Annotated in this window: 25 protein-coding genes and 1 tRNA gene; 15 read left to right on the plus strand and 11 right to left on the minus strand. The window is 51.0% G+C overall.

The window, feature by feature from the left end; all coding sequences use genetic code 11:
• Positions 1-115 precede the first annotated feature (115 nt).
• The 3 genes from petD to AC0QH1_RS11895 form a co-directional block, all read right to left on the minus strand.
• Entirely contained in the window at positions 116-598 is a 483-nt protein-coding gene (petD, locus tag AC0QH1_RS11885; protein WP_324631331.1) for a cytochrome b6-f complex subunit IV, read from the minus strand.
• A 102-nt stretch (positions 599-700) separates the two neighbouring features.
• Positions 701-1,369: a cytochrome b6 gene (gene petB, locus AC0QH1_RS11890; protein ID WP_324631332.1), complete on the minus strand. Its 669-nt coding sequence runs from the start codon at positions 1,367-1,369 to the stop codon at positions 701-703.
• Positions 1,370-1,390: 21 nt separating this feature from the next.
• A complete protein-coding gene (locus AC0QH1_RS11895; RefSeq protein ID WP_324631334.1) occupies positions 1,391-1,540 on the minus strand; it encodes a hypothetical protein in 150 nt (49 codons plus the stop codon).
• 261 nt (positions 1,541-1,801) lie between these two features.
• On the opposite strand from AC0QH1_RS11895, the gene AC0QH1_RS11900 reads away from it, so the two are divergent.
• The 3 genes from AC0QH1_RS11900 to AC0QH1_RS11910 all read left to right on the plus strand — a co-directional run bounded on the left by AC0QH1_RS11900 (position 1,802) and on the right by AC0QH1_RS11910 (position 4,225).
• Positions 1,802-1,924, plus strand: a complete 123-nt coding sequence (locus AC0QH1_RS11900) for a hypothetical protein (protein ID WP_324631335.1) — start codon at positions 1,802-1,804, stop codon at positions 1,922-1,924.
• Positions 1,925-2,000: 76 nt separating this feature from the next.
• Complete coding sequence (gene ctpA, locus AC0QH1_RS11905) at positions 2,001-3,239, plus strand: carboxyl-terminal processing protease CtpA (protein WP_324631337.1); 1,239 nt, start codon at positions 2,001-2,003, stop codon at positions 3,237-3,239.
• A gap of 230 nt (positions 3,240-3,469) precedes the next feature.
• The gene (locus AC0QH1_RS11910) at positions 3,470-4,225 is read left to right on the plus strand and encodes a tetratricopeptide repeat protein (RefSeq protein ID WP_324631338.1); all 756 of its coding nucleotides are present in this window, start codon (positions 3,470-3,472) and stop codon (positions 4,223-4,225) included.
• Positions 4,226-4,423: 198 nt separating this feature from the next.
• Here AC0QH1_RS11910 and AC0QH1_RS11915 read toward each other — a convergent pair whose 3' ends face one another.
• Entirely contained in the window at positions 4,424-4,852 is a 429-nt protein-coding gene (locus AC0QH1_RS11915) for a slr1601 family putative cell division protein (RefSeq protein WP_324631339.1), read from the minus strand.
• 527 nt (positions 4,853-5,379) lie between these two features.
• Positions 5,380-5,475 carry a photosystem I reaction center subunit XII gene (gene psaM / locus AC0QH1_RS11920; RefSeq protein ID WP_324631340.1) on the minus strand — a complete coding sequence of 32 codons (96 nt, stop codon included), beginning with the start codon at positions 5,473-5,475 and terminating at the stop codon, positions 5,380-5,382.
• A gap of 475 nt (positions 5,476-5,950) precedes the next feature.
• Here psaM and AC0QH1_RS11925 point away from each other — a divergent pair, with 475 nt between their 5' ends.
• Complete coding sequence (locus AC0QH1_RS11925; RefSeq protein WP_324631341.1) at positions 5,951-6,679, plus strand: TerC family protein; 729 nt, start codon at positions 5,951-5,953, stop codon at positions 6,677-6,679.
• Positions 6,680-6,774: 95 nt separating this feature from the next.
• On the opposite strand, the gene ndk is transcribed toward AC0QH1_RS11925, so the two are convergent.
• The gene (ndk, locus tag AC0QH1_RS11930; RefSeq protein WP_324631342.1) at positions 6,775-7,224 is read right to left on the minus strand and encodes a nucleoside-diphosphate kinase; all 450 of its coding nucleotides are present in this window, start codon (positions 7,222-7,224) and stop codon (positions 6,775-6,777) included.
• Between the two features lie 281 nt (positions 7,225-7,505).
• Between ndk and speA the strand changes: the two genes are divergently transcribed.
• The 9 genes from speA to AC0QH1_RS11975 all read left to right on the plus strand — a co-directional run bounded on the left by speA (position 7,506) and on the right by AC0QH1_RS11975 (position 18,228).
• Complete coding sequence (speA, locus tag AC0QH1_RS11935) at positions 7,506-9,503, plus strand: biosynthetic arginine decarboxylase (protein ID WP_324631343.1); 1,998 nt, start codon at positions 7,506-7,508, stop codon at positions 9,501-9,503.
• 114 nt (positions 9,504-9,617) lie between these two features.
• Positions 9,618-10,340 (plus strand): HAD family hydrolase, encoded by a 723-nt coding sequence (locus AC0QH1_RS11940; RefSeq protein WP_324631344.1) that lies wholly within the window; start codon positions 9,618-9,620, stop codon positions 10,338-10,340.
• A gap of 110 nt (positions 10,341-10,450) precedes the next feature.
• A tRNA-Ala gene (locus tag AC0QH1_RS11945) sits at positions 10,451-10,523 on the plus strand.
• Positions 10,524-11,020: 497 nt separating this feature from the next.
• Positions 11,021-11,248, plus strand: coding sequence for a hypothetical protein (locus AC0QH1_RS11950; RefSeq protein WP_324631345.1), 228 nt, complete (start codon positions 11,021-11,023; stop codon positions 11,246-11,248).
• A gap of 423 nt (positions 11,249-11,671) precedes the next feature.
• Positions 11,672-12,637 (plus strand): glutathione S-transferase family protein, encoded by a 966-nt coding sequence (locus AC0QH1_RS11955; protein WP_324631346.1) that lies wholly within the window; start codon positions 11,672-11,674, stop codon positions 12,635-12,637.
• A 529-nt stretch (positions 12,638-13,166) separates the two neighbouring features.
• Positions 13,167-14,384, plus strand: a complete 1,218-nt coding sequence (locus AC0QH1_RS11960; RefSeq protein ID WP_324631347.1) for an ABC transporter permease — start codon at positions 13,167-13,169, stop codon at positions 14,382-14,384.
• 506 nt (positions 14,385-14,890) lie between these two features.
• Complete coding sequence (locus tag AC0QH1_RS11965; RefSeq protein ID WP_324631348.1) at positions 14,891-15,919, plus strand: WD40 repeat domain-containing protein; 1,029 nt, start codon at positions 14,891-14,893, stop codon at positions 15,917-15,919.
• A 226-nt stretch (positions 15,920-16,145) separates the two neighbouring features.
• Complete coding sequence (locus AC0QH1_RS11970) at positions 16,146-17,363, plus strand: ABC transporter permease (protein WP_324631349.1); 1,218 nt, start codon at positions 16,146-16,148, stop codon at positions 17,361-17,363.
• Positions 17,364-17,469: 106 nt separating this feature from the next.
• Positions 17,470-18,228, plus strand: a complete 759-nt coding sequence (locus AC0QH1_RS11975; protein WP_324631350.1) for an ABC transporter ATP-binding protein — start codon at positions 17,470-17,472, stop codon at positions 18,226-18,228.
• Between the two features lie 716 nt (positions 18,229-18,944).
• On the opposite strand, the gene AC0QH1_RS11980 is transcribed toward AC0QH1_RS11975, so the two are convergent.
• On the minus strand, positions 18,945-19,082 hold the full coding sequence (locus AC0QH1_RS11980; RefSeq protein WP_324631351.1) for a hypothetical protein: 138 nt from the start codon (positions 19,080-19,082) through the stop codon (positions 18,945-18,947).
• A gap of 168 nt (positions 19,083-19,250) precedes the next feature.
• Between AC0QH1_RS11980 and AC0QH1_RS11985 the strand changes: the two genes are divergently transcribed.
• The gene (locus AC0QH1_RS11985; protein WP_324631352.1) at positions 19,251-20,306 is read left to right on the plus strand and encodes a GGDEF domain-containing response regulator; all 1,056 of its coding nucleotides are present in this window, start codon (positions 19,251-19,253) and stop codon (positions 20,304-20,306) included.
• A 45-nt stretch (positions 20,307-20,351) separates the two neighbouring features.
• Here the strand turns inward: AC0QH1_RS11985 and nblB are convergent, their stop codons facing one another.
• Both nblB and AC0QH1_RS11995 read right to left on the minus strand, forming a co-directional pair.
• Entirely contained in the window at positions 20,352-21,020 is a 669-nt protein-coding gene (gene nblB, locus AC0QH1_RS11990) for a phycobilisome degradation protein NblB (RefSeq protein ID WP_324631353.1), read from the minus strand.
• A 112-nt stretch (positions 21,021-21,132) separates the two neighbouring features.
• Entirely contained in the window at positions 21,133-21,594 is a 462-nt protein-coding gene (locus AC0QH1_RS11995) for a CBS domain-containing protein (RefSeq protein ID WP_324631358.1), read from the minus strand.
• A gap of 323 nt (positions 21,595-21,917) precedes the next feature.
• Between AC0QH1_RS11995 and AC0QH1_RS12000 the strand changes: the two genes are divergently transcribed.
• Positions 21,918-22,247, plus strand: a complete 330-nt coding sequence (locus AC0QH1_RS12000) for a (2Fe-2S) ferredoxin domain-containing protein (RefSeq protein ID WP_324631354.1) — start codon at positions 21,918-21,920, stop codon at positions 22,245-22,247.
• Between the two features lie 28 nt (positions 22,248-22,275).
• On the opposite strand, the gene AC0QH1_RS12005 is transcribed toward AC0QH1_RS12000, so the two are convergent.
• Both AC0QH1_RS12005 and AC0QH1_RS12010 read right to left on the minus strand, forming a co-directional pair.
• Entirely contained in the window at positions 22,276-23,175 is a 900-nt protein-coding gene (locus tag AC0QH1_RS12005) for an alpha/beta fold hydrolase (protein WP_324631356.1), read from the minus strand.
• A gap of 47 nt (positions 23,176-23,222) precedes the next feature.
• Positions 23,223-23,372: a hypothetical protein gene (locus AC0QH1_RS12010; RefSeq protein ID WP_324631357.1), complete on the minus strand. Its 150-nt coding sequence runs from the start codon at positions 23,370-23,372 to the stop codon at positions 23,223-23,225.
• Positions 23,373-23,829: the final 457 nt, after the last annotated feature.

A 23,829-nucleotide genomic window follows, 5' to 3' on the forward strand; every position in this document is an offset into this window, starting at 1 on the left:
CTTTGATAATGCCTTTAAGAGTTCAGTTTTGGACTGCTTAAGAATCCCCGCGTCTTCAGCGCGGGGAGTATCAATCTATCCTTCACCCTTTAGGGTTTCAGATATGGGGTGGAGTTTAGAACAAACCCAACGTCAGAGATTCGTCGATCGGTAAAATCGCACCGATACCCAACCACAGGGTGACTAAGGTTCCGAACATGAACACGGTGGTCGCGATCGGACGACGGAAGGGATTTTGGAATTTGTTGACGTTCTCGATGAAGGGCACTAACATCAGACCCAACGGAATCGAGGTCATCAAGGTAATCCCCAGCAGTTTGTTCGGCACGATCCGCAGGATTTGGAACGCCGGCCACAAATACCACTCTGGCAGAATTTCCAGGGGGGTAGCAAAGGGATCCGAGGGTTCTCCCACCATTGCCGGATCCAGCACCGCTAATCCGACGCAGAGGGCAATGGTTCCCAAAATTACCACGGGGAACACGTAAAGCAGATCGTTTGGCCAAGCGGGTTCGCCATAGTAGTTGTGACCCATCCCCTTGGCCAATTTGGCGCGTAACATTGGATCGCTCAGATCCGGTTTCTTTTCAATAGCCATCGTTAAGATTTCTCTCCTTTCTTAAGGTCAGCAGGGTATTGCTGAAGTTTCTCAAAGGATACAGCGAGATTCGCGATCGCGTCTCGCTGTGTTTTCAAAGCTTTACAATGGACCGGAAATGCCTTGCTTGCGGATCATCAAGAAATGCAGCAGCATGAACACCGCAATTAACCAAGGCAATACGAAGGTGTGCAGGCTATAAAAGCGGCTGAGGGTCCCTTGACCCACACTGGCACCACCCCGGATCAGTTCCACAATCAAAGTTCCCACCACGGGAATGGCTTCGGGAACGCCAGACACGATTTTAACGGCCCAGTAACCCACTTGGTCCCAAGGCAGGGAGTAGCCGGTTACGCCGAAGGAGACGGTAATCACCGCCAAAATTACACCCGTTACCCAGGTCAGTTCCCGGGGTTTCTTGAAACCGCCGGTCAGGTAAACCCGGAAAACGTGCAAAATCATCATCAGCACCATCATGCTGGCCGACCAGCGGTGGATGGAGCGAATCAGCCACCCGAAGTTGACCTCGGTCATAATATATTGCACCGAGGAGAAGGCTTCGGTGACGGTGGGCCGATAGTAGAAGGTCATCGCAAATCCAGTCGCAAACTGGATTAGGAAGCAAGTTAGGGTAATCCCACCCAGGCAATAGAAGATATTGACGTGGGGAGGGACGTACTTGCTGGTAATGTCGTCAGCGAGCGCCTGTACTTCTAGGCGTTCTTCAAACCACTGGTAGGCTTTGGAGTTCGTAACTTCTTTGGAAAACATGCAGCAAGCGTTCCGAAAAAATTAATGCCGTTGTTCCAAAATGTAACATATTTTAAACCGCATTTTCATAAAACTCACCATCTCGTTTCCCCACTCCATCCTCATGCCGCGTTTCTCCTGAATCGCCTTCGTCGCGCCGCGATCGCCGGCACTCCGCAAAGGGGGACTCATCCCCAACCCACGCGCCGGGGTGACTCTCTCTCAAACAAACCACGTTTAAATTGCATAGTTTTATGATAAAATCCTCTGGGAATATTTTCGATAAATTAACCTTTCTCGATTCAACCCAGATTTCATAGTATGCGGCATTAACTCCCGGTCTAGAGGCAATTTACCGCTTTTCGCGTGACCTTTTCTGTAGGCATGACTGGGGTTGCTCGGAGCGCGCGCGGGGTTTACGAAATTGCTGCTAAAATATGCAAAGCAAATGTTATGAAAGGCAAAGGCTGGCTCAAGCGCGGTTCTTGGGTTAGCTGCGATCGCGCCATTGAAGCGAACGCCATGAGGGATGGTAGGGGGGTACCGGGGATCCGGAGCGATCGCAACATCAGTTAAGATAAGGTAAATTTACCAGATATTAGTAATTATTCCCGTTGAGATCGGCGCTGATTAAAATTGAAATGCAGGTATCATGGCAAAACGAGTGTTTTGGGTTGGGCTGTTGTTCGTGGTACAACTGGCGCTGGGATGGTGCTGGTGGACCCCACCGGTACAAGCGCTAACCCAGGAGCAGCAGTTATTCTCCCAAGCGTGGCGGATCGTCAACTACGCTTATTTAGACGAAACCTTCAATCATCAAAACTGGTGGTTTGTCCGGCAAAGGGCGCTGAAGAAGCCCCTAAAAAATCGCGAGGAAACCTACGAAGAGATCCGAAATATGCTCGCGAGTCTCGACGATCCCTTCACGCGATTGTTAACCCCGGATCGGTATCGCAGCTTGCAAGTGAACACCTCGGGAGAATTGACCGGGGTGGGAGTGCAAATAGCCTTAGACGAACAAACCGACACGATCGCCGTAGTTGCGCCCATTGACGGGTCGCCCGCCGATGCAGCCGGCTTGCAACCGCGCGATCGCATCCTGGAAATCGATGGCTTGTCCACCGTGGGACTCAGCTTAGACGATGCGGCGGCGAGAATGCGCGGAGAGGTGGGCACCTCTGTCACCCTGAAAGTGCAACGCTACGAAAGCGAGGCGATCGAAAACATTAACATCAAGCGCGAACGCATCGCCTTAAACCCAGTGGTTGCCCAATTGCAAACCACCCCAGACGGTGTAAAAGTCGGATACATTCGCCTGAGTCAATTTAATGCCAACGCCACCGCAGAAATTGCCCAAGCGGTAAACGACTTCGAGGCACAAGGGGCAGACCGCTACATTCTCGATCTTCGCAGCAATCCGGGTGGACTGCTGCAAGCCGGCATCGAAGTGGCGCGTCTGTGGTTAAATGAAGGAGCGATCGTTTATACCGTCAATCGACAAGGCATTCTCGGCAGCTTTGACGCCACTGGAGAAGCCCTCACCGACGATCCGTTAGTGGTCTTAGTCGATCGCGGTACCGCCAGCGCCAGCGAAATTCTCGCAGGTGCTCTACAGGATAACGGACGCGCCTTACTGGTGGGAGAAACCACCTTTGGCAAAGGCTTAATCCAGTCCTTATTTGATTTATCCGACGGATCGGGGTTGGCGGTAACGGTTGCGAAATACGAGACACCCAATCACCGCGACATTAATAAAAACGGGATTGTCCCCGACAAAGTGGTGCCGTTAGACTCCATTAGCCGCAAAGAGTTGGCCACGATCGCCGATCGCCAATATCAAGCCGCATTAGAACTACTCAGCCAGCCGGCAGTTTTAGCCGATGCTGGGTAAACCACCAGGGGTTTGGTAAAAGCCTTCGGGTTCAGCCCCCATTGATGGGGGCTGAACCCACAATCCAACTCGAGGCGAACTCCTTTCGGATCGAGAGTGCGGCGCGATCGGCATTTTCAGCCTTTTTAAGCACTCGATCCAGATTTTAAAGTGACACATCGGCATTCCTAGTGGTTGAGAGTCCCTGGATAAGGTGAGGGTGGTGGGTTATTTAGGATTCTCAAAACGCTATGAATGCAGGCTTTTTTCCCCAACAATTCCGTCCGAATGGCAAGCAAATTTCCCGGTCATTTCGGACTCAAAACAGCGGATCTGCATCGGTGTCCCAGGGCCGCAAGCGCGATCGCCTTGCAGTGGAACCTCGCACCCAGTCCGCCCAAATGATGCGACAGCAAGCAACCGAGGCAGCCCGATCGCGAAATTACACCCGCGCCATCGAACTGCTCTGCCAAGCGATCGCCGTTGATGGCGGTACCGCTATCGATTATAATAACCGTGGATTAATGTATTTTTACAGCGGCAATATTGAAAGCGCGATCGCCGATTACAACTGCGCGATCGAACTGAATCCACAACTGGCTCAAGCTTACAATAATCGCGGCAACAGTCATGCCGCCCAAGGGTTATTAGTAGAAGCCATGCTCGATTACGAAATGGCGATCGACCTCAATCCGTTTAACGTGCGGGCATTAATTAATCAAGGAATTACCTTACGCGATTTAGAGATTTATCCCTTAGCCCTAGAGAATTTTGACATTGCCTTGGGAATGGCGCAACTGGAAGGGCATATTTACGCCGAACGCGGACGAACCTATCATGTAATGGGAGAATGGAACGCCGCGATCGCCGACTATCGACGGGCGCTACAACTGCTCGCAGAGGGCAAAGCCGATGAGTGCAAAGATGCGGCTTCCCGCTTGCGATCGCGAGTGGAAACCTGGCAGGAACAACTCCTCTCTCCTCGCCAAAGCGATTTCCATGCCTAAGCTCCATTCAACCTGGACTCAGCTTTTCTCGAACCGCATTTTCCGCGTCAATCGTCACCACCATTGCGGTTCATCTGACCCCCTGTTCGGCTTCAGAACAGGGAATGAGTATTCAAAATAGAAAAATATTATAGCATAACTGGCGCAAAAGGCCAGCTAAATGCTAAGAATCCGTTTGGGGATCGATCCGCGAGATAGTTAACGCGGGCGATCGCGGTCCGAACTGCGAGGCTCAGTTTCCTCCTTGGGGGGAGTAATCACGATCGAAATTTTATTCGGATCGACCCGATAGCTGTAGCGATCCATCATCTGGAAAGTTTGTTCGGGAGCCAACAGAAGCTCGAGTTCTTCTTGCAGGCGGGAGACCCGCGCTTCAGTATGTTCGACTTCTGCCCGAATTTCTTGCAGTTTTTGTTGCTGCAAAGTTTGATAAGGTAATAATTTAGCTAAAGCCGAAACAGCCACCACAGAAATAACCAGATTAACCGCTAATTTAGCAGTGGTTTCCACCGCGAGACCCCGATGCGGGTGATGGCGCTGTTGTTGCTGAGGCGATCGCTTCCGAATTCGCCTTCTGTGTGGTTCTACTGGTGTTAGATGGGGGGTAGGTTGTTGAAGTGCATTCATTGAAATCTCCGGTAGGCAAGGACACCCCGTCGAGATGCGATCGGGGAGGAAAAACGACATTTCGGCAAGCTCGATCGCCGCGAGTGCGGCTCAACTCGCCGTCCCCGGGAAGGGGCTGGGTTTGTAACTGGCGTTAGCCTAAAAACCCACAAAAAACCGATCTGCGATTTCTAGAGCGATTTCGCGGGTTAATTTTGCGCTTGCCAATATTATCGATCGGTGCTTTCCAGGTAGCAGTGCCTTACCCCGGGAGAGACGCCGAGAAGCGTCTCGACATGTGAATGACCCATAGAACCTGGGAGGGGCAATCCATCCCAGATAACGGCACTTCAGCCTTTGCGGATAGCCGAGGTGGGTGAAGGACCTGCGATCGGGGGGATAGCCCCCCTTGGAAAAGCCCGCAAGGTGCTGAGAAAAAACCTCCAAGCTGGTTGCTTTGTCTCGATTTGCGGCAAGGTTGCGCTTGGGGGAACCGAGAATGGCTCCACGCTTGCCAAGAGCAACCCGCCAGAGAGTCTTCTACAACTTTACTTGTACAGCTCAGTTGCGAGACGGAAAGCTAAGATTCCCGGAAGCAGTGCGATAACCAAGGCAACCAGCACTTGCGTTTCAGAGATTCCCATAATTTAAACCTCCTGATAATTGAGTATTCATTTACTACTGTCGGTTATATTGTGCCTTTATGGAACAACTTGTTACAAGATGCAACAAAAACCGGTGATTGTCACCCCTACTGGGGGATATTTCCGGAAGCGGAAATGGTTTTGCTTCTTTTTTAGCGCACCACAGCCAGAATTAGGAAGGTTCATCCCGCAATGGGGCGCATCCGCATAAAAATTCGCTCGCGATCGCCCACACCGGAAGAAAGCGCGAGGCGAGGGGGCGGAAAACCACAGGGTGGAGCGGCGATCGCGAGCATGTGGTGCTAGATCGGCGGAAAACCGCGCCGCGCGACCCACCACAGGGACGGGATCGCGCACTACAGAAAAGTCCGATAGAACGGTAAGCTGAGTTAAGAGCGGCAAACATCTGGAAACCCGATCGCCGGATTTCCGGGTAGTCCATCCTTGAGAGCTATCAAAAATAAAAATTTCATTAATGCTAGATCGATTTTTAGACTTTTATCCCAATATCGGCTTAGAAGCCGGTTTCCTTCTGCTAGTGTTAGTCGCCTTAGAGTCGGTACTCTCAGCAGACAACGCGATCGCCTTGGCTTCGATCGCCCAAGGGTTGAGCGATCGCAAAGTTCAGCGTCAAGCGCTCAACATTGGATTAATCGCAGCCTTCGTCCTGCGGATGACCTTAATCTTAACCGCCACCTGGGTGATCCAGTTTTGGCAGTTCGAGCTTGTGGGAGCGCTTTACCTGCTCTGGCTGGTCTTCAAATACTTCACCTCAGACCAAGGAGACGACGGAGAACATCACGGTCCGCGCTTTAACTCCTTGTGGCAAGCCATTCCGATGATTGCCATGACCGATCTGGCTTTTTCCTTAGATAGCGTCACCACCGCGATCGCCGTTTCCGAGGAAACCTGGCTCGTGCTGACTGGAGCCACCATTGGCATTATCACCCTGCGGTTTATGGCTGGATTATTCATCCGCTGGCTGGATGAATACGTGCATTTAGAAGATGCCGGCTACCTCACCGTTGGATTCGTGGGACTTCGCCTCCTGCTGCGGGTCATCGATCCAGAAATCGTCCCCCCGGAATGGTTGCTGATTTCCATCGTCGCCGTCCTCTTCATCTGGGGGTTTTCCGAACACAATCCCCAAAGAGAAAGCAACCCCACCGGCGAGATACCAGACGCCTCGGACTCAGAAGCTTAAGCAGCGATCGCCATTCCCCGCATATAGAAGGAGAGGGGCTTTTTCCCCGCCCCCCTCCATGCTGACGCCGACCCGGAAAAAACCGGCGCGGTAAACTACTCGTAAAGCCAGGAAGAGACAGAAGATTCCCAGGTGGTCAGTTCCTCTTGGCTAAACCACAGGTTAATTTCCCGTTCGGCGGTTTCGATCGCGTCAGAACCGTGAATCAAATTGCGACCCACATCCACGCCAAAATCGCCGCGAATCGTGCCCGGTTCCGACGTCAGCGGATTGGTGGCACCGATCAGTTTTCGGGCAGAAGCGACCACTCCTTTACCTTCCCAAACCATCGCCACCACCGGACCGGAGGTAATAAAATTCACCAGACTCTCAAAAAAAGGTCTCTCGCGGTGAACGTCATAGTGTTTTTCCGCTTGTTCGCGGCTCACTTGGGTCAGCTTCATCCCTACCAGGAGAAAGCCTTTCGCCTCAAAACGACGGATAATCTCCCCCACCAGTCCGCGTTGCACGCCATCGGGCTTGATTGCGATAAATGTCCGTTCCAAACCTATCTCCTAGAACATTGTCGAAAATCCATCCTTAACTTTACCTTGAGACGCGATGCGGATGCACATCAGTTCGGGAGGGGAGTGCAGTGCAACAAAATAAGCAGGAATTATCGATCGCCTGTAGCGGATGAAAATCCCTTGCGGACAACCCAACCCTTTCACCGTACAACAGACCAACTCCCCGGAAGCTACAGCGTAAAGGGGATAACAGCGATTCCCGGAACGAATACGCTAAACTCTCTACTCGATAAGTAAAAATTAGGAGGGAAAATCGGAGGATGGGTTTGGATTCAACCACTGAGGATATAGACATTAAACGATTTACCATCGAGGCCCAAGAAGGCGACACCCCATCGGCTCAGGAAAATGGTTCCCTCGGCGATCGCCAATCCTGGACCATCGAACAGAGCGAAGAACTGTATCGCATCAATGGCTGGGGGGAGCCTTATTTCTCAATTAACGCCGCCGGACATGTCACCGTTTCGCCCAAAGGCGATCGCGGCGGTTCTCTGGATTTGTTCGAATTGGTGCAAGCCCTGCGAAAGCGCAATCTCGGTTTGCCATTGCTGATCCGCTTTTCCGATATTTTACAAGACCGCATCGAACGGTTGAACGCTTGCTTTTCCAAAGCGATCGCCCGCTACAAATATCCCGGCGTCTATCGCGGCGTGTTCCCGGTGAAGTGCAACCAGCAAAAACACCTGATCGCAGATTTAGTCCGCTTCGGACAACCCCATAAATTTGGCTTGGAAGCGGGTTCTAAACCAGAGTTGCTAATTGCCTTAGCCAGCTTAACCACCCCGGGAGCGTTACTCATCTGCAATGGTTACAAAGACCAGGAATATATCGAAACTGCGATGCTGGCGCAGCGGGTGGGTCAAAGACCGATTATCGTCCTCGAACAGTTGGAAGAAGTGGATATCGCGATCGCGGCATCGCGCAATTTGGGCATTCAACCGCTGTTGGGGGTGCGAGCAAAGCTCACCAGCAAGGGAATCGGTCGCTGGGGCGGATCTAGCGGCGATCGGGCGAAGTTCGGTCTGACGGTACCGGAAATCGTCCAAGCGGTCGATCGCCTGCAAGAAGCTGACTTGCTCTCGTCCCTGCAATTATTGCACTTCCATATCGGCTCTCAAATTTCTGCGATTAGCGCGATTAAAGATGCCATCCGCGAAGCAAGCCAGATTTACGTGGAGTTGGCAAAGTTGGGCGCGAATATGCAGTATTTAGATGTAGGCGGCGGTTTGGCGGTGGACTACGATGGCTCGAAAACTAATTTCCACGCCTCTAAAAACTACAACATGCAAAACTATGCCAATGACATTGTGGCTGAGGTGAAGGAAGCTTGCGAAGAAGCTCAGGTGCATGCGCCGACGTTAATCAGCGAAAGCGGACGAGCGATCGCCTCTCATCAGTCGGTGTTAATCTTTGACGTACTCGGTACCAGCGACGTCACCACCGCTCTCCCACCGCCCGCCGCGAACAAAGAGCATCTGATTTTGCGAAATCTCTACGAGACTTACCACTCGATTCGGGTGGATAATTACCAGGAGGCATACCACGACGCAATCCAGTTTAAGGATGAAGCGATTAGTTTGTTCAATTTCGGCTATTTGAGCTTGCGCGATCGCTCCCGCGCGGAACAGCTTTACTGGGCCTGTTGTGGCAAAATTCAACAAATCGTTCGTCAGCAGGAGTACGTTCCGGACGATTTGGAAGAGCTGCACAAAATTATGGCGTCGATTTATTACATCAATCTGTCGGTCTTCCAATCTGCACCGGATAGCTGGGCGATCGACCAACTGTTCCCGATTATGCCGATTCACCGCCTGGATGAAGAACCGACCCAACGGGCAACTCTGGCTGACCTCACCTGCGACAGTGATGGCAAAATTCACCAGTTTATCGACTTGCTCGATGTGAAGGATCTGCTGGAATTACACCCGCTGAAACCGACGGAACCCTACTATCTGGGCATGTTCCTCGGCGGTGCTTATCAGGAAATTATGGGCAATCTGCATAATTTGTTTGGCGATACCAATGCGGTCCATATCAAGATGTCGCCAAAGGGCTATCAAATCGAGCATGTGGTGAAAGGCGATACGATGACTGAGGTGCTCGGCTACGTTCAGTATGATGCGGAAGATTTAGTCGAAAGCATTCGCAAGCAAACGGAAGGCGCTTTGCAAGATGGACGGATTACCCTTGAGGAGTCTCAGCGCCTGTTGCAAAATTACGAGCAGAGTCTCAGCGGTTACACTTATTTAAGTCGTTGATTGGCGATTCACTCGAGCTTCGGTTCGGTAGGGGGTTAGAAACTGGGTTTCTAACCTCTGATGCATTGACCGCTTCTTAATGGCGCGCTTAATTGCGATCGCAAAGGGTGTTTTATGACTCTCAAGGCAGTTTTATTCGATTTCAATGGCACGATTGTCAATGATGAGCCAATTCACGAGAAGTTGATTGGCGAGTTGCTGATTTCGGAAAATTTGCGCCCGAAATTGGGGGAGTTCCGCGCGGTTTGTCTGGGAAGAAGCGATCGCGCCTGTATCTCGGAATTGTTCGCCAATCGGGGTCGAATCCTGGGCGAGTCGGATCTGGCCACCCTGATCGCCCGCAAGGCGCAAGCGTATCGGCAAGAATTGGCGACGTTGGACAAGTTGCCTCTGTTTGTGGGTCTGGAGGATTTAATTTTTAAACTGCGCGGTGCTCAGCTCAAATTGGCGGTGGTCACCGGTGCCCTCGCGGATGAGGTGGAACTGGTGTTACATCGCGCCAATCTGGCGGAGAATTTTTCGGTGATTGTCTCCGGGGATGATGCGATCGCCAGCAAACCCGCACCGGATGGCTATCAATTGGCGGTGGAACGCCTCAATCAGCTTTATCCGGACCTCCACCTTCATCCTTCTGAATGTTTGGCGATCGAAGATACCCCCGCCGGTATTCAAGCGGCCCACTCTGCCGGCATTCAAGTGGTGGGTATTGCAAATACTTATCCCTTTCACATGCTCCAGCGTCAGGCGGACTGGACGGTGGATTACTTGCGAGATATAGAACTCGAACGCTTGCGCCAGTTTTACGCCAACCGGGAATCATCGCCTGAACCCTTGTAAAAGCGTATATGCAGCCGTTGGGGAATAAATCGGCAAACTGATAAGTTTTTCAAATGTCTTTAAGGTGTTCCAAATTCGGCACCGTTTGTGTTAAGATGATTTGTGTACGCGGGGAATTAGCTCAGTTGGTAGAGCGCTGCGATCGCACCGCAGAGGCCAGCGGTTCGAATCCGCTATTCTCCACTGTAGCTACCTTTGGGTAGTCATCACAACAGGGGGAAATTCCCCCCCCCATCAGAGGCGCGATTCGTCGCGTCTCTTCTTTATTTCTGGCATCCTATTCTCCGCCCCTCGCCGATGATTCTGCTTCCGTTGGGCGACAGCAACGGTCTCGCTTCTGCTGTCCTCCCCTCATCCCCCTTCATCCGCTCGATTAAAATTTCTTAATCTGTATTTCTCGATACAACCACCCCCGCAAGGTTTGTCATAATTGCGTTTCAAGCCCTGGAAGAGAAATAAAACTTAAACTTCTAACCCCTTAAATGTAAGGATTTGGTAATAAATGTTGCATCTTATGTGGTATTTCCCCAACTGCTCCAAAATGGGGTATGGTGTAAACATAAAGGAAATATTAAGCACGCCGAAAGATCGGTTCCATCCGTCTCCCAGGTTGTAGCCAAACCAAAAACTGCTTCAGCCAATACTCTATGGGAGTTGGGTTTTTGCTAGCAGGAGGTTGTATGAGTCCGTTAATGCTGCGTCAGCTTTGGTCTTTGATAGAAAAGACTCAGGTTAACATTTTGTTATCCTTAGACGATACCAGCTTGGTGCAATGGTTGCTCAAGCAGTTCAAAAAAGAACAAGCCATCGATCCCGATGAAGCCAACATGCTAAATACATATCTGCGATCGAAACTTTCCCTGATTCGCGATATCGCCCAAGAGCGAGTCGCCACGGAGATCGGGTGAAGGTCTGGATTTTGGCAAACAATCAGCCAGTTAATGCCGATTCGCAATAGCTGTCAGCAACAAATCCACTTCGCCCTTTGTCCTATCTCCCCCCGGGAGATATTCCTACTCGGTTGCGAAGTCTTAACTTGCAACCAACGCCCGCTCCGATAACTCTTTGTCGTGCGGTTTTCTGCTGCGTTGCGATTCGCCCACTCGCAGCACCCTGGTTCCATAACCCGCGAGTTTCCTCTCTCTTGTCCGATCGCAACCCCTTTCTCGGGCAAATTATAGCTCGAGTGCGATCGCGTTGGGTTTGCGGATGCCAAAACCACGGCCAACAAATACCCAGAACATCGTTAGCGAGTTAAATTGGGGTTGTGTTCGCGATCGCGCGCCCACATCGTTCCACCACCTTTTTAACTATGCGAGGAGGAAATTCCAATGGGTTTGGGTATCCTGATTGATGGGAAATGGATTCCGAGACGGGAACAAGAAGACGATCGCGGTCGCTTCGTTCGCCCTTCCACCACATTTCGCGATCGGATTACCGCCGATGGTTCTAGTGGCTATCCCGCCACCGCTGGACGTTACCATCTTTACGTTTCTTTCGCTTGCCCTTGGGCGCATCGCACCCTCATCATGCGAAAACTCAAAGGGTTAGAAGAGGCGATCGCACTGTCGGTCGTCTCTCCAATTATCGACCAAAATAGCTGGGAATTTTCTGACTATCCCGGCACAATTCCCGATTCGCAGAATGGCTGCGATTATTTATGGCAACTGTATCTCAAAGCGCAATCGGATTACAGCGGACGAGTCACGGTTCCGGTTTTATGGGATAAACAAACCAAGCAAATTGTCAATAACGAGTCCCGGGAAATTATTCGGATGTTCGATACCGAATTTGCCGGAATTGCAAAAAATAATGTCAGTTTCTATCCCGAAGACTTGCAATCCTCTGTAGAAGAAACGATTGACGCGATTTATCAGCCGATTAATAATGGCGTTTATCGCGCGGGATTCGCCACCACTCAATCGGCATATGAAGAAGGGGTAAACGACTTGTTTGATGCCCTCGATCGCTGGGAAGCGATTCTCGGAAAACAGCGCTATCTGTGCGGCGATCGCCTCACGGAAGCGGATATTTGCATGTTCACCACCTTATTCCGTTTCGATGCAGTGTATTACGTTCACTTCAAATGCAACCTGCGCCGCCTGGTAGACTATCCGAATCTGTGGAATTACCTCAAAGACCTTTATCAGCAGCCGGCATTTAAAGAAACTTGCCGCATGGATCATATTAAAGACCATTACTATCAAAGTCATCCGAAAGTTAACCCCACGAAAATTGTCCCCCTCGGACCGATAATTAATTTCGACGAACCGCACGATCGCGATAAATTCAGGTAAATTTAAAGGCAGCAATTGGGGGACGCGCCCTGTTGCTGCCACCTCTGAATTTTATACTCAATGAAGACAAATTGCCGATTTTATATTTAAAATAATATAAGGTTAGGTTTAAGGGAGGGGAATTTTATACTTTCCCTGCAAAATCTACTCTTCCTCTTTTTTCCCCGAAGCGGAATGGCAATTTACGCCTCCGAAATCCGGTGGATAGCAGGGGCAAAAATTGCAACTATATGGCAGAATCATCGTGGCCACTGCTGTGGCAAAACCGGGAAAAAAAAGGTACAATAGAAAATAAGCCAAGTGACTAGACATTGCTTCGCGCAACGTGGCGTTGGATAACAACAACAGGGGGAAACGATGCTCGGTCTCAAAGCAACGGTGAGTGGCGGGAGAAACCACGGGGGTGTTTGAATAGCCGCCGCGATCGCCGATAATTCTGTTTCTCCGACGCGAAAGCGTTGTCGGTGAAAAACTTTAAGAAAATTATAAATTTTTTCTTCAACCAGACTTTGCATGAGGAACAACAACGATGGATGTCCTCGAAAGTGTTAAAATGGCGGGAACCACCCTGGTGGCGAACAAGCTTCGCAGTAGCCTTACGATGCTGGGGATTATTATTGGCAATGCCTCGGTGATTTTGATGGTGGGGGTGGGACAAGGTGCCCAAAAATTGGCATCGGAACAGTTTGAGTCTCTCGGACCGAATACCCTGTTTGTGGTTCCCGGGTCTCGAGAAACCCAAAACACCACATTCGACATTCCCAAAACCCTGGTGTTTGCAGATGCAGAGGCGATCGCCACTCAAGTGCCTTCCGTGAGTGCAGTTGCACCTCAGCGTCAAAACCGCCAAGCGGTGACTTATGGCAACAAAAACATTCAAACTTTGGTGGTGGGAACCACGCCAGACTTTGCGGAAGTGCGCCGCTTTAGCGTGGATAAAGGACGCTTTCTCACTAACCTCGACGTGGAACGCAACAACCAAGTGGTTATCCTCGGATCGGAAGTAGCGGAACGCCTGTTTGGCAATAAAACCGCGATCGGCGAGCAAATTCGCGTCAAAGGGATGAGCTTTCAAGTGGTGGGGGTGATGGAACCGAAAGGGTCGTTTCTGGGAACCAATCAAGATGACCAAGTGTTCGTCCCCATTACCACAATGGTCAACCGCGTCACCGGGCGCACTTCGCCTTATGGCTTAGACTTGACATTTATCTCGATTTCTGCTAAAGACGAGCAAAGCATTGCCGCCGCTAAGTTTCAGATTACCAACCTATTGCGCCTGCGGCACCAAATTACCGGAGAAGATGATTTTACCGTAGATACGCAGCAGGATATTTTGCAGATTGTGGGTGCGATTACGGGGGCGCTGACATTCATGTTAGCGGCGATCGCGGGAATTTCCTTATTTGTAGGCGGAATTGGAATTATGAATATCATGCTGGTATCGGTGACCGAACGCACCCAAGAAATTGGATTGCGAAAAGCGATCGGTGCCGCCCCCCAAGACATTTTAATTCAGTTTACCATCGAAGCGGTAATTTTATCCGTAGCGGGAGGATTAATCGGCACCATAATTGGGGTAAGCGGAATTGCCACCATCGGTGCCTTAACCCCATTAAAAGCAGGAATTTCGCCCATAGCAATTGCCGTAGCGACTGGCGTTTCCGGTGCGATCGGATTAGTGTTTGGCGTGGTTCCTGCCAAACGCGCCGCCCAACTCGATCCGATTGTGGCCCTGAGAAGTGCTTAACTTGCGGGTCTTTCCGTCCCCACAAGTTGCCGTTTTAGAATGCATTAAACCCCGAGATAGCTAATTTTTTCTATAGCCGCTGCCCAATCTATATCCATTCATTGAAAAGGGGTAAAATGCCTTTCTTTCCCGCGTTACCTGGAAAAGTGGGAACGCGGCAACCCTAAAATTAACGCAATCCATCAGAGCCAATTTGCACCGCCGAGTTAATTTCCGAAAATCATTGATTTTACTTCCTTCCCCATACTGGAAAAAAGGCAGCCGGAAACAGCAGGGAAAAGGTTGCGGTTCATGTGAAACAGATAGATTCAGGGAGCGTCTTTGAGCTAGAAATCCCCGAGGCATCGTCCGATGCCAAAAGGACTCTCTCAGCTTCATCTTGCAGGAAAACCATCAATTTGCCCTACAATAAATCCACGAATAAAGAAAAAACTGAGGAACTTGTGAAGAGCTTGAGAGGTATCCTCGATTGGGATCGATGCTTATCCGAAATAGGAAATCCAAACATGAGAGTATCTTGGCGCTGGTTATTGTCATCTAGCTTACTGGGTTTGAGCGTAGCCCTGTGGGTGTCCCCCCCGGTGCGATTTGCGAGTTCGCAAATCCTGCCGCGAGAACCGGCGGGCGAGACATCCGAACCCACCGAAACCTTTATTTTAGACAAAACCCTACTGGGACACGAAAGCTGGGTAGGGTCGTTGGCATTTAGTCCCGATGGAGAGATTCTCGCTTCTGGGAGTCGCGACACAACGATTAACCTGTGGAACTGGAAAACCGGGGAAGCGATCGCCACCTTGACGGGACATTCCGACGATATCAATTCCCTGAGTTTCAGTCCCGATGGCTTGATTTTAGCTAGTGCCAGTAACGATCGCACCGTCAAGCTGTGGGATGTGACCGACGGGCAACTGACCGGAACGCGCTGGGGACATACCTTTGCCGTGCGATCGGTTACCTTTACCCCAGATGGGCAAATTTTAGCCTCTGGCAGTGCCGACAAAACGATTAAACTGTGGGATGTGAACACCATAGAAGAAGAGCGCACCCTGAAGTGGCATTCTAGCTTCGTGTGGGCGATCGCCATGAGTCCCGATGGCCAAACCCTTGCCAGTGGCGGTTATGACAACACGATTCGCTTGTGGCGTCTTCCCCGGGGACGACGCAAAGAGAAGATAGAGGGCCATGCCGGGCCAGTCACCTCCCTTGCTTTTAGTCCCGATGGCAAAATCCTCGCCTCTGCCAGTGCCGATCGCACCATTAAACTCTGGGATGTGGAAACTCAAGAACTTCTCAGCACCCTCACCGGACATCGGGACTGGGTATTATCCGTTGCCTTCAGTCCCGATGGCAAAACCCTCGCCAGCGGTAGCGCCGACAAAACCCTGCGCTTGTGGAATGTGGAAAATGGTTCCTTGCAAACCGTTTTCACCGAACACGATGGCAAAGTGAGGGCAGTTGCCTTCAGTCCCGATGGCAACACCCTCGCCAGTGGGAGTGGGGATAACACCATCAAACTTTGGCGCGCTTATCCTTAATGTTGCAGTTTAACCGAGAAAACATAACAATAGAAGTCGGGAGAACCACATCCCTCCGAATGCCATCAAAAACCACCGCTCAAACAGCCTAATTTTCCCATCGCGTCTGGAAAGCTGTTTGTCTGTTCGGCAAGCGATCGCGGATGTGATGCGGCAGTTCTTCCGAACCGGCGTTCTCAGCTTGCGCTGAGAACGAATTCACCCTCAAGCATTTACCAACAGCGCAATGGATTTTATTGAAAGTATCAAAATGGCCACCAAAACATTGGTGGCGAATAAACTGCGAAGTAGTCTAACGATGTTCGGCATTATCATTGGGAATGCGGCGGTGATTGCCACTATTGGCGTGGGAGAGGGGGCGCAGAATTTTATTAGCGGACAAATCGAGTCCCTGGGAACGAACGTGCTATTTATTGCCCCCGGAAGTCAAGAGACGCGCGGAGTCCCGGGAGGAATACCACAAACCTTGGTGCTAGCGGATGCCAAAGCGATCGCCACGCAAGTTCCTGACGTAGAAGGTGTCTCTGCCGAACTCAATGGTAGCGAATTGGTTCGCTATGGCAACAAAAACTTTTCGGCGTTAATTTTCGGCACCACTCCCGATTTTTTGTTCGTGCGGAATTTTGAAGTAGCAAAAGGCCGATTTTTGACCGAATTAGATATCCAACGCAGCAACCAAGTGGTTGCTCTGGGTGCGGATTTGGCAGAGGCGCTGTTTGGCGATGCCAATCCGATTGGCGAAAAAGTGCGGATTAAAAATGTCAGTTTAGAGGTGATTGGGGTAATGAAACCGAAAGGTTCATCGTTCGGGACGAACTACGATGAAACCGCGTTGGTTCCGATTACCACAATGGCCAATCAAATTGCCGGACGTCGTTCCCCTTATGGTCTGCCAGTGTCGTTTATTTTTGTGGCGGTGGACAGGGAAGATAAAATGGCGATCGCGCAATTTCAGATTGAAAATTTGCTCCGCTTGCGGCATAAAATTACGGATGAAGATGATTTTTACGTCCGCAGTCAGAAAGATTTGATGAGTACCTTGGGGGCGATTACTGGGGCGCTGACGGTGTTGCTGGCGGCGGTGGCGAGTATTTCTTTAGTGGTTGGCGGGATTGGGATTATGAATATTATGTTGGTATCGGTGACCGAACGAACCCAAGAAATTGGGTTGCGAAAGGCGATCGGGGCCTCCCAGCAGGATATTTTAATTCAGTTTATTATTGAGGCAGTGATTCTGTCAGTCGCAGGCGGCGCGATCGGAACCGGTATCGGCGTGGGGACGATTTTGGCGATCGCTCAATTCACGCCGTTTGAAGCGGGGGTTTCTGGTGTGGCGATCGCCCTCGCAACTGGAGTCTCTGGCGGTATCGGTTTGTTTTTCGGTGTAGTTCCCGCCAAACGCGCCGCCCAACTCGATCCGATTGTGGCATTACGCAGCGAATAAACGATTCAAAATCCATCGGGTAAACTCGGATCTATTCCCGGGATTTTGCTACTTTGATTGTTGGATAATTGTTCATTATAGCACGGAAACCCTAACGATTTCAACCATGAATACAGAAACTTATCTCAACTCGGTCAATGATGATGCGGAGAACCAACCGATTATCGTTCAGTTTGAAGAAATCTATAAAATTTATGGGTCTGGAAATACGGAAGTTCGGGCATTGAATGGCGTCACGTTTGAGATTCGCGAAGGGGAATATTGCTCGATTATGGGGGCGTCAGGTTCGGGGAAATCCACGGCGATGAATATCATCGGTTGTTTGGATCGACCTTCCAGTGGGTTATATTATTTGGATGGGGTGGATGTCACGGAAATGGGAGAAGCGGAGTTAGCGGCAATTCGCAATCGGAAATTGGGATTTGTGTTTCAACAATATCATTTGCTGCCGCAACTAACCGCATTGGAAAATGTGATGTTGCCGATGGTTTATGCGGGGATTAATTCTGGAGAACGTCGCGATCGCGCGGAGGAAGCGCTGACTCGCGTGGGGTTGAGCGATCGGGTGAATAATAAACCCACTCAGATGTCTGGGGGACAACAGCAACGGGTGGCGATCGCCCGCGCCATTGTCAATCGTCCCGTGTTACTCCTCGCCGACGAACCCACCGGCGCATTGGACACCAAAACCACCCAAGAAGTCATCGATATTTTTTCAGAACTAAATGAAAGTGGCATGACAATTGTGATGGTCACTCACGAACCGGAAGTCGCCCGTTGCACCAAACGCATTGTCATGTTTCGCGATGGAAAAGTTCTGAACTCCCATTTGACTCCAGCAGATTTACATGAGGGAGTATTTTAATCCATAACGGGGTAATTTTCGATTCAACTTTCGGGGGGGGGAAATCAACTCAATATCATCGAGGGGTTGCAAGGGTGATTCGGCAATCTTTGCGCCAGAGTTGGCGGGGAAATTTTAAGAAAGTGCGACAATTTAATTCACTTAATATAAAATCGACCTAAAAGTATTATATTCTAAATGAGAAAATTCCCTCTCCGAGCGGGAGAAGAGAGAAGGGTGCTGAGGGAAATTATTACCATAGGTTGTCCGGTTTGTCAAGAGCGGCGATCGCGATCGCCGCAGTTTTTTCTTCCCTCAGGCAATGGAGGCCCGTGGTGCTATGGGCAACGGTAAGGTAAAATAGCTTTACCGAGAGAATTATGCTTCCCCAGTCAGAACCACAATCAGGCCAGGACGTTACTTACCGCCATTCTAAAGGGCAAATGGGACGCGCTCAAATCGACGCCAGAAAAGGGTCAGGTAGTGGGAATCCGGGACAATCGGTTGGAAAGGTTGAGCCAATTTAAGAAGGTTGAGCCGATTTAAATTGACAAAAAAATACTCTTTTTCTCTTCTATCTATTCGCGCACAAACTTTGCAAATGAGAGGGTATTTTTAAAAGAAATTCTTTATTCACACCTTTCTCTCGTCATCCCTTGCGGGAAATAGCCATCCAAACTCGGTCAAAACCCTATCCGATCCGGGTCTTCCTGCGGGCTGAGTTGTGAATGTAAAACTTAACCGTTAACCGCGCTTTCTTGAGGCTGAAACCGTTGCTTGGGTTTCCCGGTGCGGTGGTTAGCAGGAGAGGGGATTCTGGCGAGGGTATCGAGCGACAGATGGAGGTGTTCCACAAAATTTGTGACGGGGGTCACGGCTGGAATGCTGGAATTATCACGGTTTGAGCCTACTGCGATCGTCGATCTATTAGCGGAGATGATTCATAGTGATCGTGAGGGAGTTCACTGAATAAAATGCAATTGTTAAAGAACCAGAGGAGACAACCATTTTCGGGGTTCTCGAGACAACACAATCTAAGGCGAATGGAGAATGCTTTGACTGGCGCGAGTTCCAATTCATCCGCACCGGAACCTCCGTTAATCTTAGTCGTGGATGACGATCGCTTTATGCGCGATCTACTGCGACAAGCGATGGAAAAAGAAGGCTACCGGGTAGCAGAGGCGGAAAACGGTCAGCAGGGATTAGACGCCTACATTCGCTTAAATCCCGATATCGTGCTGCTCGATGCCATCATGCCCGTGATGGATGGATTTACCTGCTGTACCCAGTTGCAAAGGTTGTCCGGGGATGGTTTCTCCGGAGACAACCGTTTCACCTCAAACACCCCGGTGTTGATGATTACCAGTTTGGAAGACAATCAATCGGTGAATCGAGCCTTTGAGGTGGGGGCAGTGGATTACGTAACCAAGCCCATCCACTGGGCAGTTCTGCGCCAGCGAGTCAAGCGTTTGCTGGAACAAGCCGAGCTTTATCGACAACTGCAAGCGGCAAATCAAGAATTGCATCGCCTTGCATTTCTCGATGGTTTGACCCGGGTGGCGAATCGCCGTTGCTTCGATCGAGCCTTTGAGCAAGAGTGGCGGCGACTGATGCGGGAAGCCACCTCTGCTACAGAGGTCACGGGGGAACCCCAGGGATTGCACCATCCTGCGTCTTTGTCGTTAATCTTGTGTGATGTAGATTTTTTCAAACTCTACAATGATTCTTGCGGCCATTTAGCCGGAGACCGATGCTTGCAGCAGGTAGCGGAGGCGATCCGGCGTGCAGTGGAGCGTCCGAGCGATCTCGTGGCGCGTTACGGTGGAGAAGAATTTGTGGTGCTGCTGCCCAATACGGATGCAGTGGGGGCCGTGCAAATTGCCCAAAAAATCCGCCAGGAGATTGGGAGTTTGCGCTTGGTACATCCGAGTTCTACAGTCAGCGGATTCGTGACGCTGAGTTTGGGAGTCACCACCACTGTTCCGAGTCGGGATAGTTCGCCAAAAGAGCTGCTTTCCATAGCAGATAAGGCGCTTTATCAGGCGAAAGAATCCGGGCGCGATCGCTTGATTTTAAAAATTTTTCTCCATCCGTATTAATTTCGGCTAGAGAACCGGGTGGGCAGCGCCCACCCCTCACCGAGGTTAGCGAACGGCGGCTAAACCGGCGATCGCGGTTTGCGCTACGGGTTCCACATCATCTTGGGCCAGTTCTTCTAAGGTTGCAAGCACCTCTGTCCCTCCGAGATACCCGAACGCTTGGGCGACTCGATGACGGATCTGCCAATCGGAATTTTGGGCATAGGGCAGCAGCAAGGGAATCGCCCGCCGATCGCCGAGTTCTCCCAAGGAACTGATTGCAGCGGTTTTCACCAATTCTTCCGAGGAGTCTAGCGCATCTTCTAGCAGGGGAAAGCAGCGGGGGTCGTTCATGGTGCCTAAAGCCGCCACAATGCTGAATTTGAGCAGCCATTCGGAGGTATTGCGATACACTTGCTCTAATTCTTCAAACGCTTCGGTGAGCTGTAGGGCACCGAGGGCGTCAGCGGCGGCAGCTTGGACGTCTATTTCGGAATCGTTGAATAGCCGATCGCGCAGGATTTGCAATGAAGCCTCGCGGTCTTGATGCCCTAAAGAGGCCATTTGGCTGACTGCGGCATAGCGCACCCTCGAACTGCTGTCTGCGATCGCGGGTTGGAGAATTTCAAAGGCTACTGCTTCATCGAGTTGGCGCAGTTGATTCACCCCGCGAATGCGATCGCCCATGTTGTCCGATTGCAGCAGTTCCCTCACCGACTCTGGAGTAATGCTCATTTTCTATATCTTTAATTTCTTATCGATTGATTCTGTCTCCCTCAATTCTGGTTCTCCAGGGGTTAACGCCCGTTTCGCCATCGTTAACCCACGAAGCGATCGCCCCGGATCTCTATTCGCCTTTTGCCATTGCGCGAATCACATCCCCACGGGTCAGCACCCCAGTCACTTTGCCGGTGTCATCCACTACGGGCAAGCGGTGAACTCCCTTATCGTGCATCAATTTTGCCGCATCTTGTAAGGACTTTTCGGGTTTAATGCTCTGCGGGCGATCGCTCATTACTTCTCCCACAGTTTGCCCCAAGGCTTTGTGCAATTCTCGCTGGTAGCGGGCGGGATTTTCTAAATAAATCACGCTATCGAGAACCATAATGTACGGTGGTGGCGTGACGCCACTTTCGCGCCACATCAAGTCTCCTTCGGAGAGGATTCCCACCAGTTTTCCGGCGCTATCTACCACGGGAAGACCGCTGATGCGCCGTTCGGCCAAAATTTTAATGGCTTCTTCTAAAGGTGTATCTGGATTTACCACGATTGGATCGTGGGTCATAACTTCAGCAACAGTTTTAGGCATCTTTACCGATTTTTTTCCTTCGGATTTATCGCGTTGGACGGTTTTGGTGGTTTCAGACCCTTGGATTGATTCGGGGCGATCGCGATTGCGATGGCTCGATGTGGGCGAGTTCGTCCAGCCGCGATCGCTAGGGGTTCCGGTTTTGCGATCCCGCAAGTTGCGAGTTTGGATCGAGTGGATCTGTGAAAATTTTCTCAGATTCGATCGCAAAAGTCGATGGGATCGCCCAAATTTCACCTGCCGATCGGGCCTGTGTGACCCGAGAACTCCTGCGGTTGCGGTTAGAATGATATTGTAAAGATTTATGTCAAATGGCCCTGCTTATGACACCGAGCGATCGCGATCGACAACCCTCCACTCCAGAGGAGCGATATATTTCCGTTTGTCAACATGACTCTTGTCAGCGCAACGGTTCAGCGGAAGTTCTGAAAGCCTTTCAAGAGGCCAAACTCCCTCCGGGTGTGTCGGTGACGGGCAGCGGATGCTTGGGACAGTGTAGCTGTGGTCCTACGGTGAAGGTGAATCCGGACAATATCTGGTATTACCGGATCAAACCCAGTGACGTGCGGGCGATTGTCAAACAACATTTAGAAAAGGGGGAGCCGATCGAGGATCTGCTCAACCCCAGAATTCACATGCGATTTTATTATTAATCCCAGAGGATTTTGCCGCAGTGAACCTTTAGCCGAATGCCGCATCCATCCAAGTTTGAATCAGGTGGTTGACGCGATCGGGGATTTCATCGTGGGGACAATGGCCTGCATTGAGAAAATATTCGGTTAACTGGGGATAGGATTGGCGAAATTTCTGGCTGCGGTCTTTCACGTTCATCCAGGGATCCCCTTCTCCCCACAGGGTTAACAAGGGGCAGGTCATCTGTGCGAGCAAGCGATCGACTTTTTCGCCCGGTGGCGTTTGGAAAATGGAGGCAAATACTTGAGCTGCACCGCGATCGCAGGAGGGGCGATAGATTTCCTCTACCAGGCGATCGGTGACGGCGGTTTTATCCAGATAGACTTTCAGCAAGGTTTTGCGAATCGTGGCGCGACGCCGGGTCCACTGGAATAAGAGTAAACTGACCCACGCTTGACGAAAGAGCGATCGCGTGGTAGTGCGAATCAGCTTTTGCATCGGCGGCGGTTCGGGAAGGGGTTCGACTTCGCTAAACGGACCGGCACTGTTGAGCAACACCACACCTGCAGCGGATTCGGGGCGTTGCGCCGCCACGCACAGGGCCGCATAGCCCCCCAAGGAATTTCCTACCAATACCGCCGGGGCACCGATTTTTTCTTGGATGAATTCATGTAGCTGATCCCGCCACAAATCGCCGCTGTATTGCCAGTTGGGTTTGGCGGAACGACCGAATCCCAGTAAGTCGATCGCCCACACCTGAAAGTGATTTTGCACTTCGGCGATATTTTTGCGCCAGTGATCCGTGGATGCACCGAACCCATGAATCAGCAACAACGGGGGGCGCTGGGGGTTTGCTGCACCAGCGCGGACATAGTAAATGGACTGGTCTCGCCACTGCCAGTATGCACCGGGGATCGGTGCGGTTTCGATCGCGGGGACTGTTTGCATGATTAAAAAATACTAAGTTTTGTATCGTTTTGTATCTTAATTTTAAGCTAACTGCCGCACAAAACCAAATCCAATCTGGCGCGATCGGCGATCCCCACCGCCACCTCCGGTGGGGATCGATGGGTAACTGGGATTTCCGGGTCGGGGATCGCGCCCCTGGAAAAATCCTCCACGGCGGCGCGGAATCGGGGTTTCATCTCCGTTGCGGGCGCACAGCGGGCAAGACTCCCCGCCCCATACGGGTAGCAATGGCCACGCCTCAGAATCGTCACCCCGAAAAATTACCCAGGTGTTGCACTCAAATATAAAAAGATTATTATTTTATTGAGTGGTGCGCTGCGTAGGGGCGCACTTTCCTGCGCGCTCCGGTCAAACACCAATCCCTGGATCGACCGCCCCCAGACCGCTAGGCGGCTGTTTGAGTGCAAGCCGCCTCCCCGAATTCCCTTACCGAATCCTGGCGGCGATCCCCTGACATTCACTCCCGGTTAACCCTCGCTTTTTTTGCCTCAGTTACCCGTTTCTCATCCCCCGACTCTGGCTTTTTTGGTTGAATTCGGTACAATAAAAGTGAAATGGTGCGATTCGTTCCTGCCAAAAGTCAAGGAAAATCTCCGAAACGTGGGCAGGGTAAGGTTCCAAAAGGGCCTTGAC

The organism is Phormidium sp. CCY1219, from assembly GCF_055795085.1.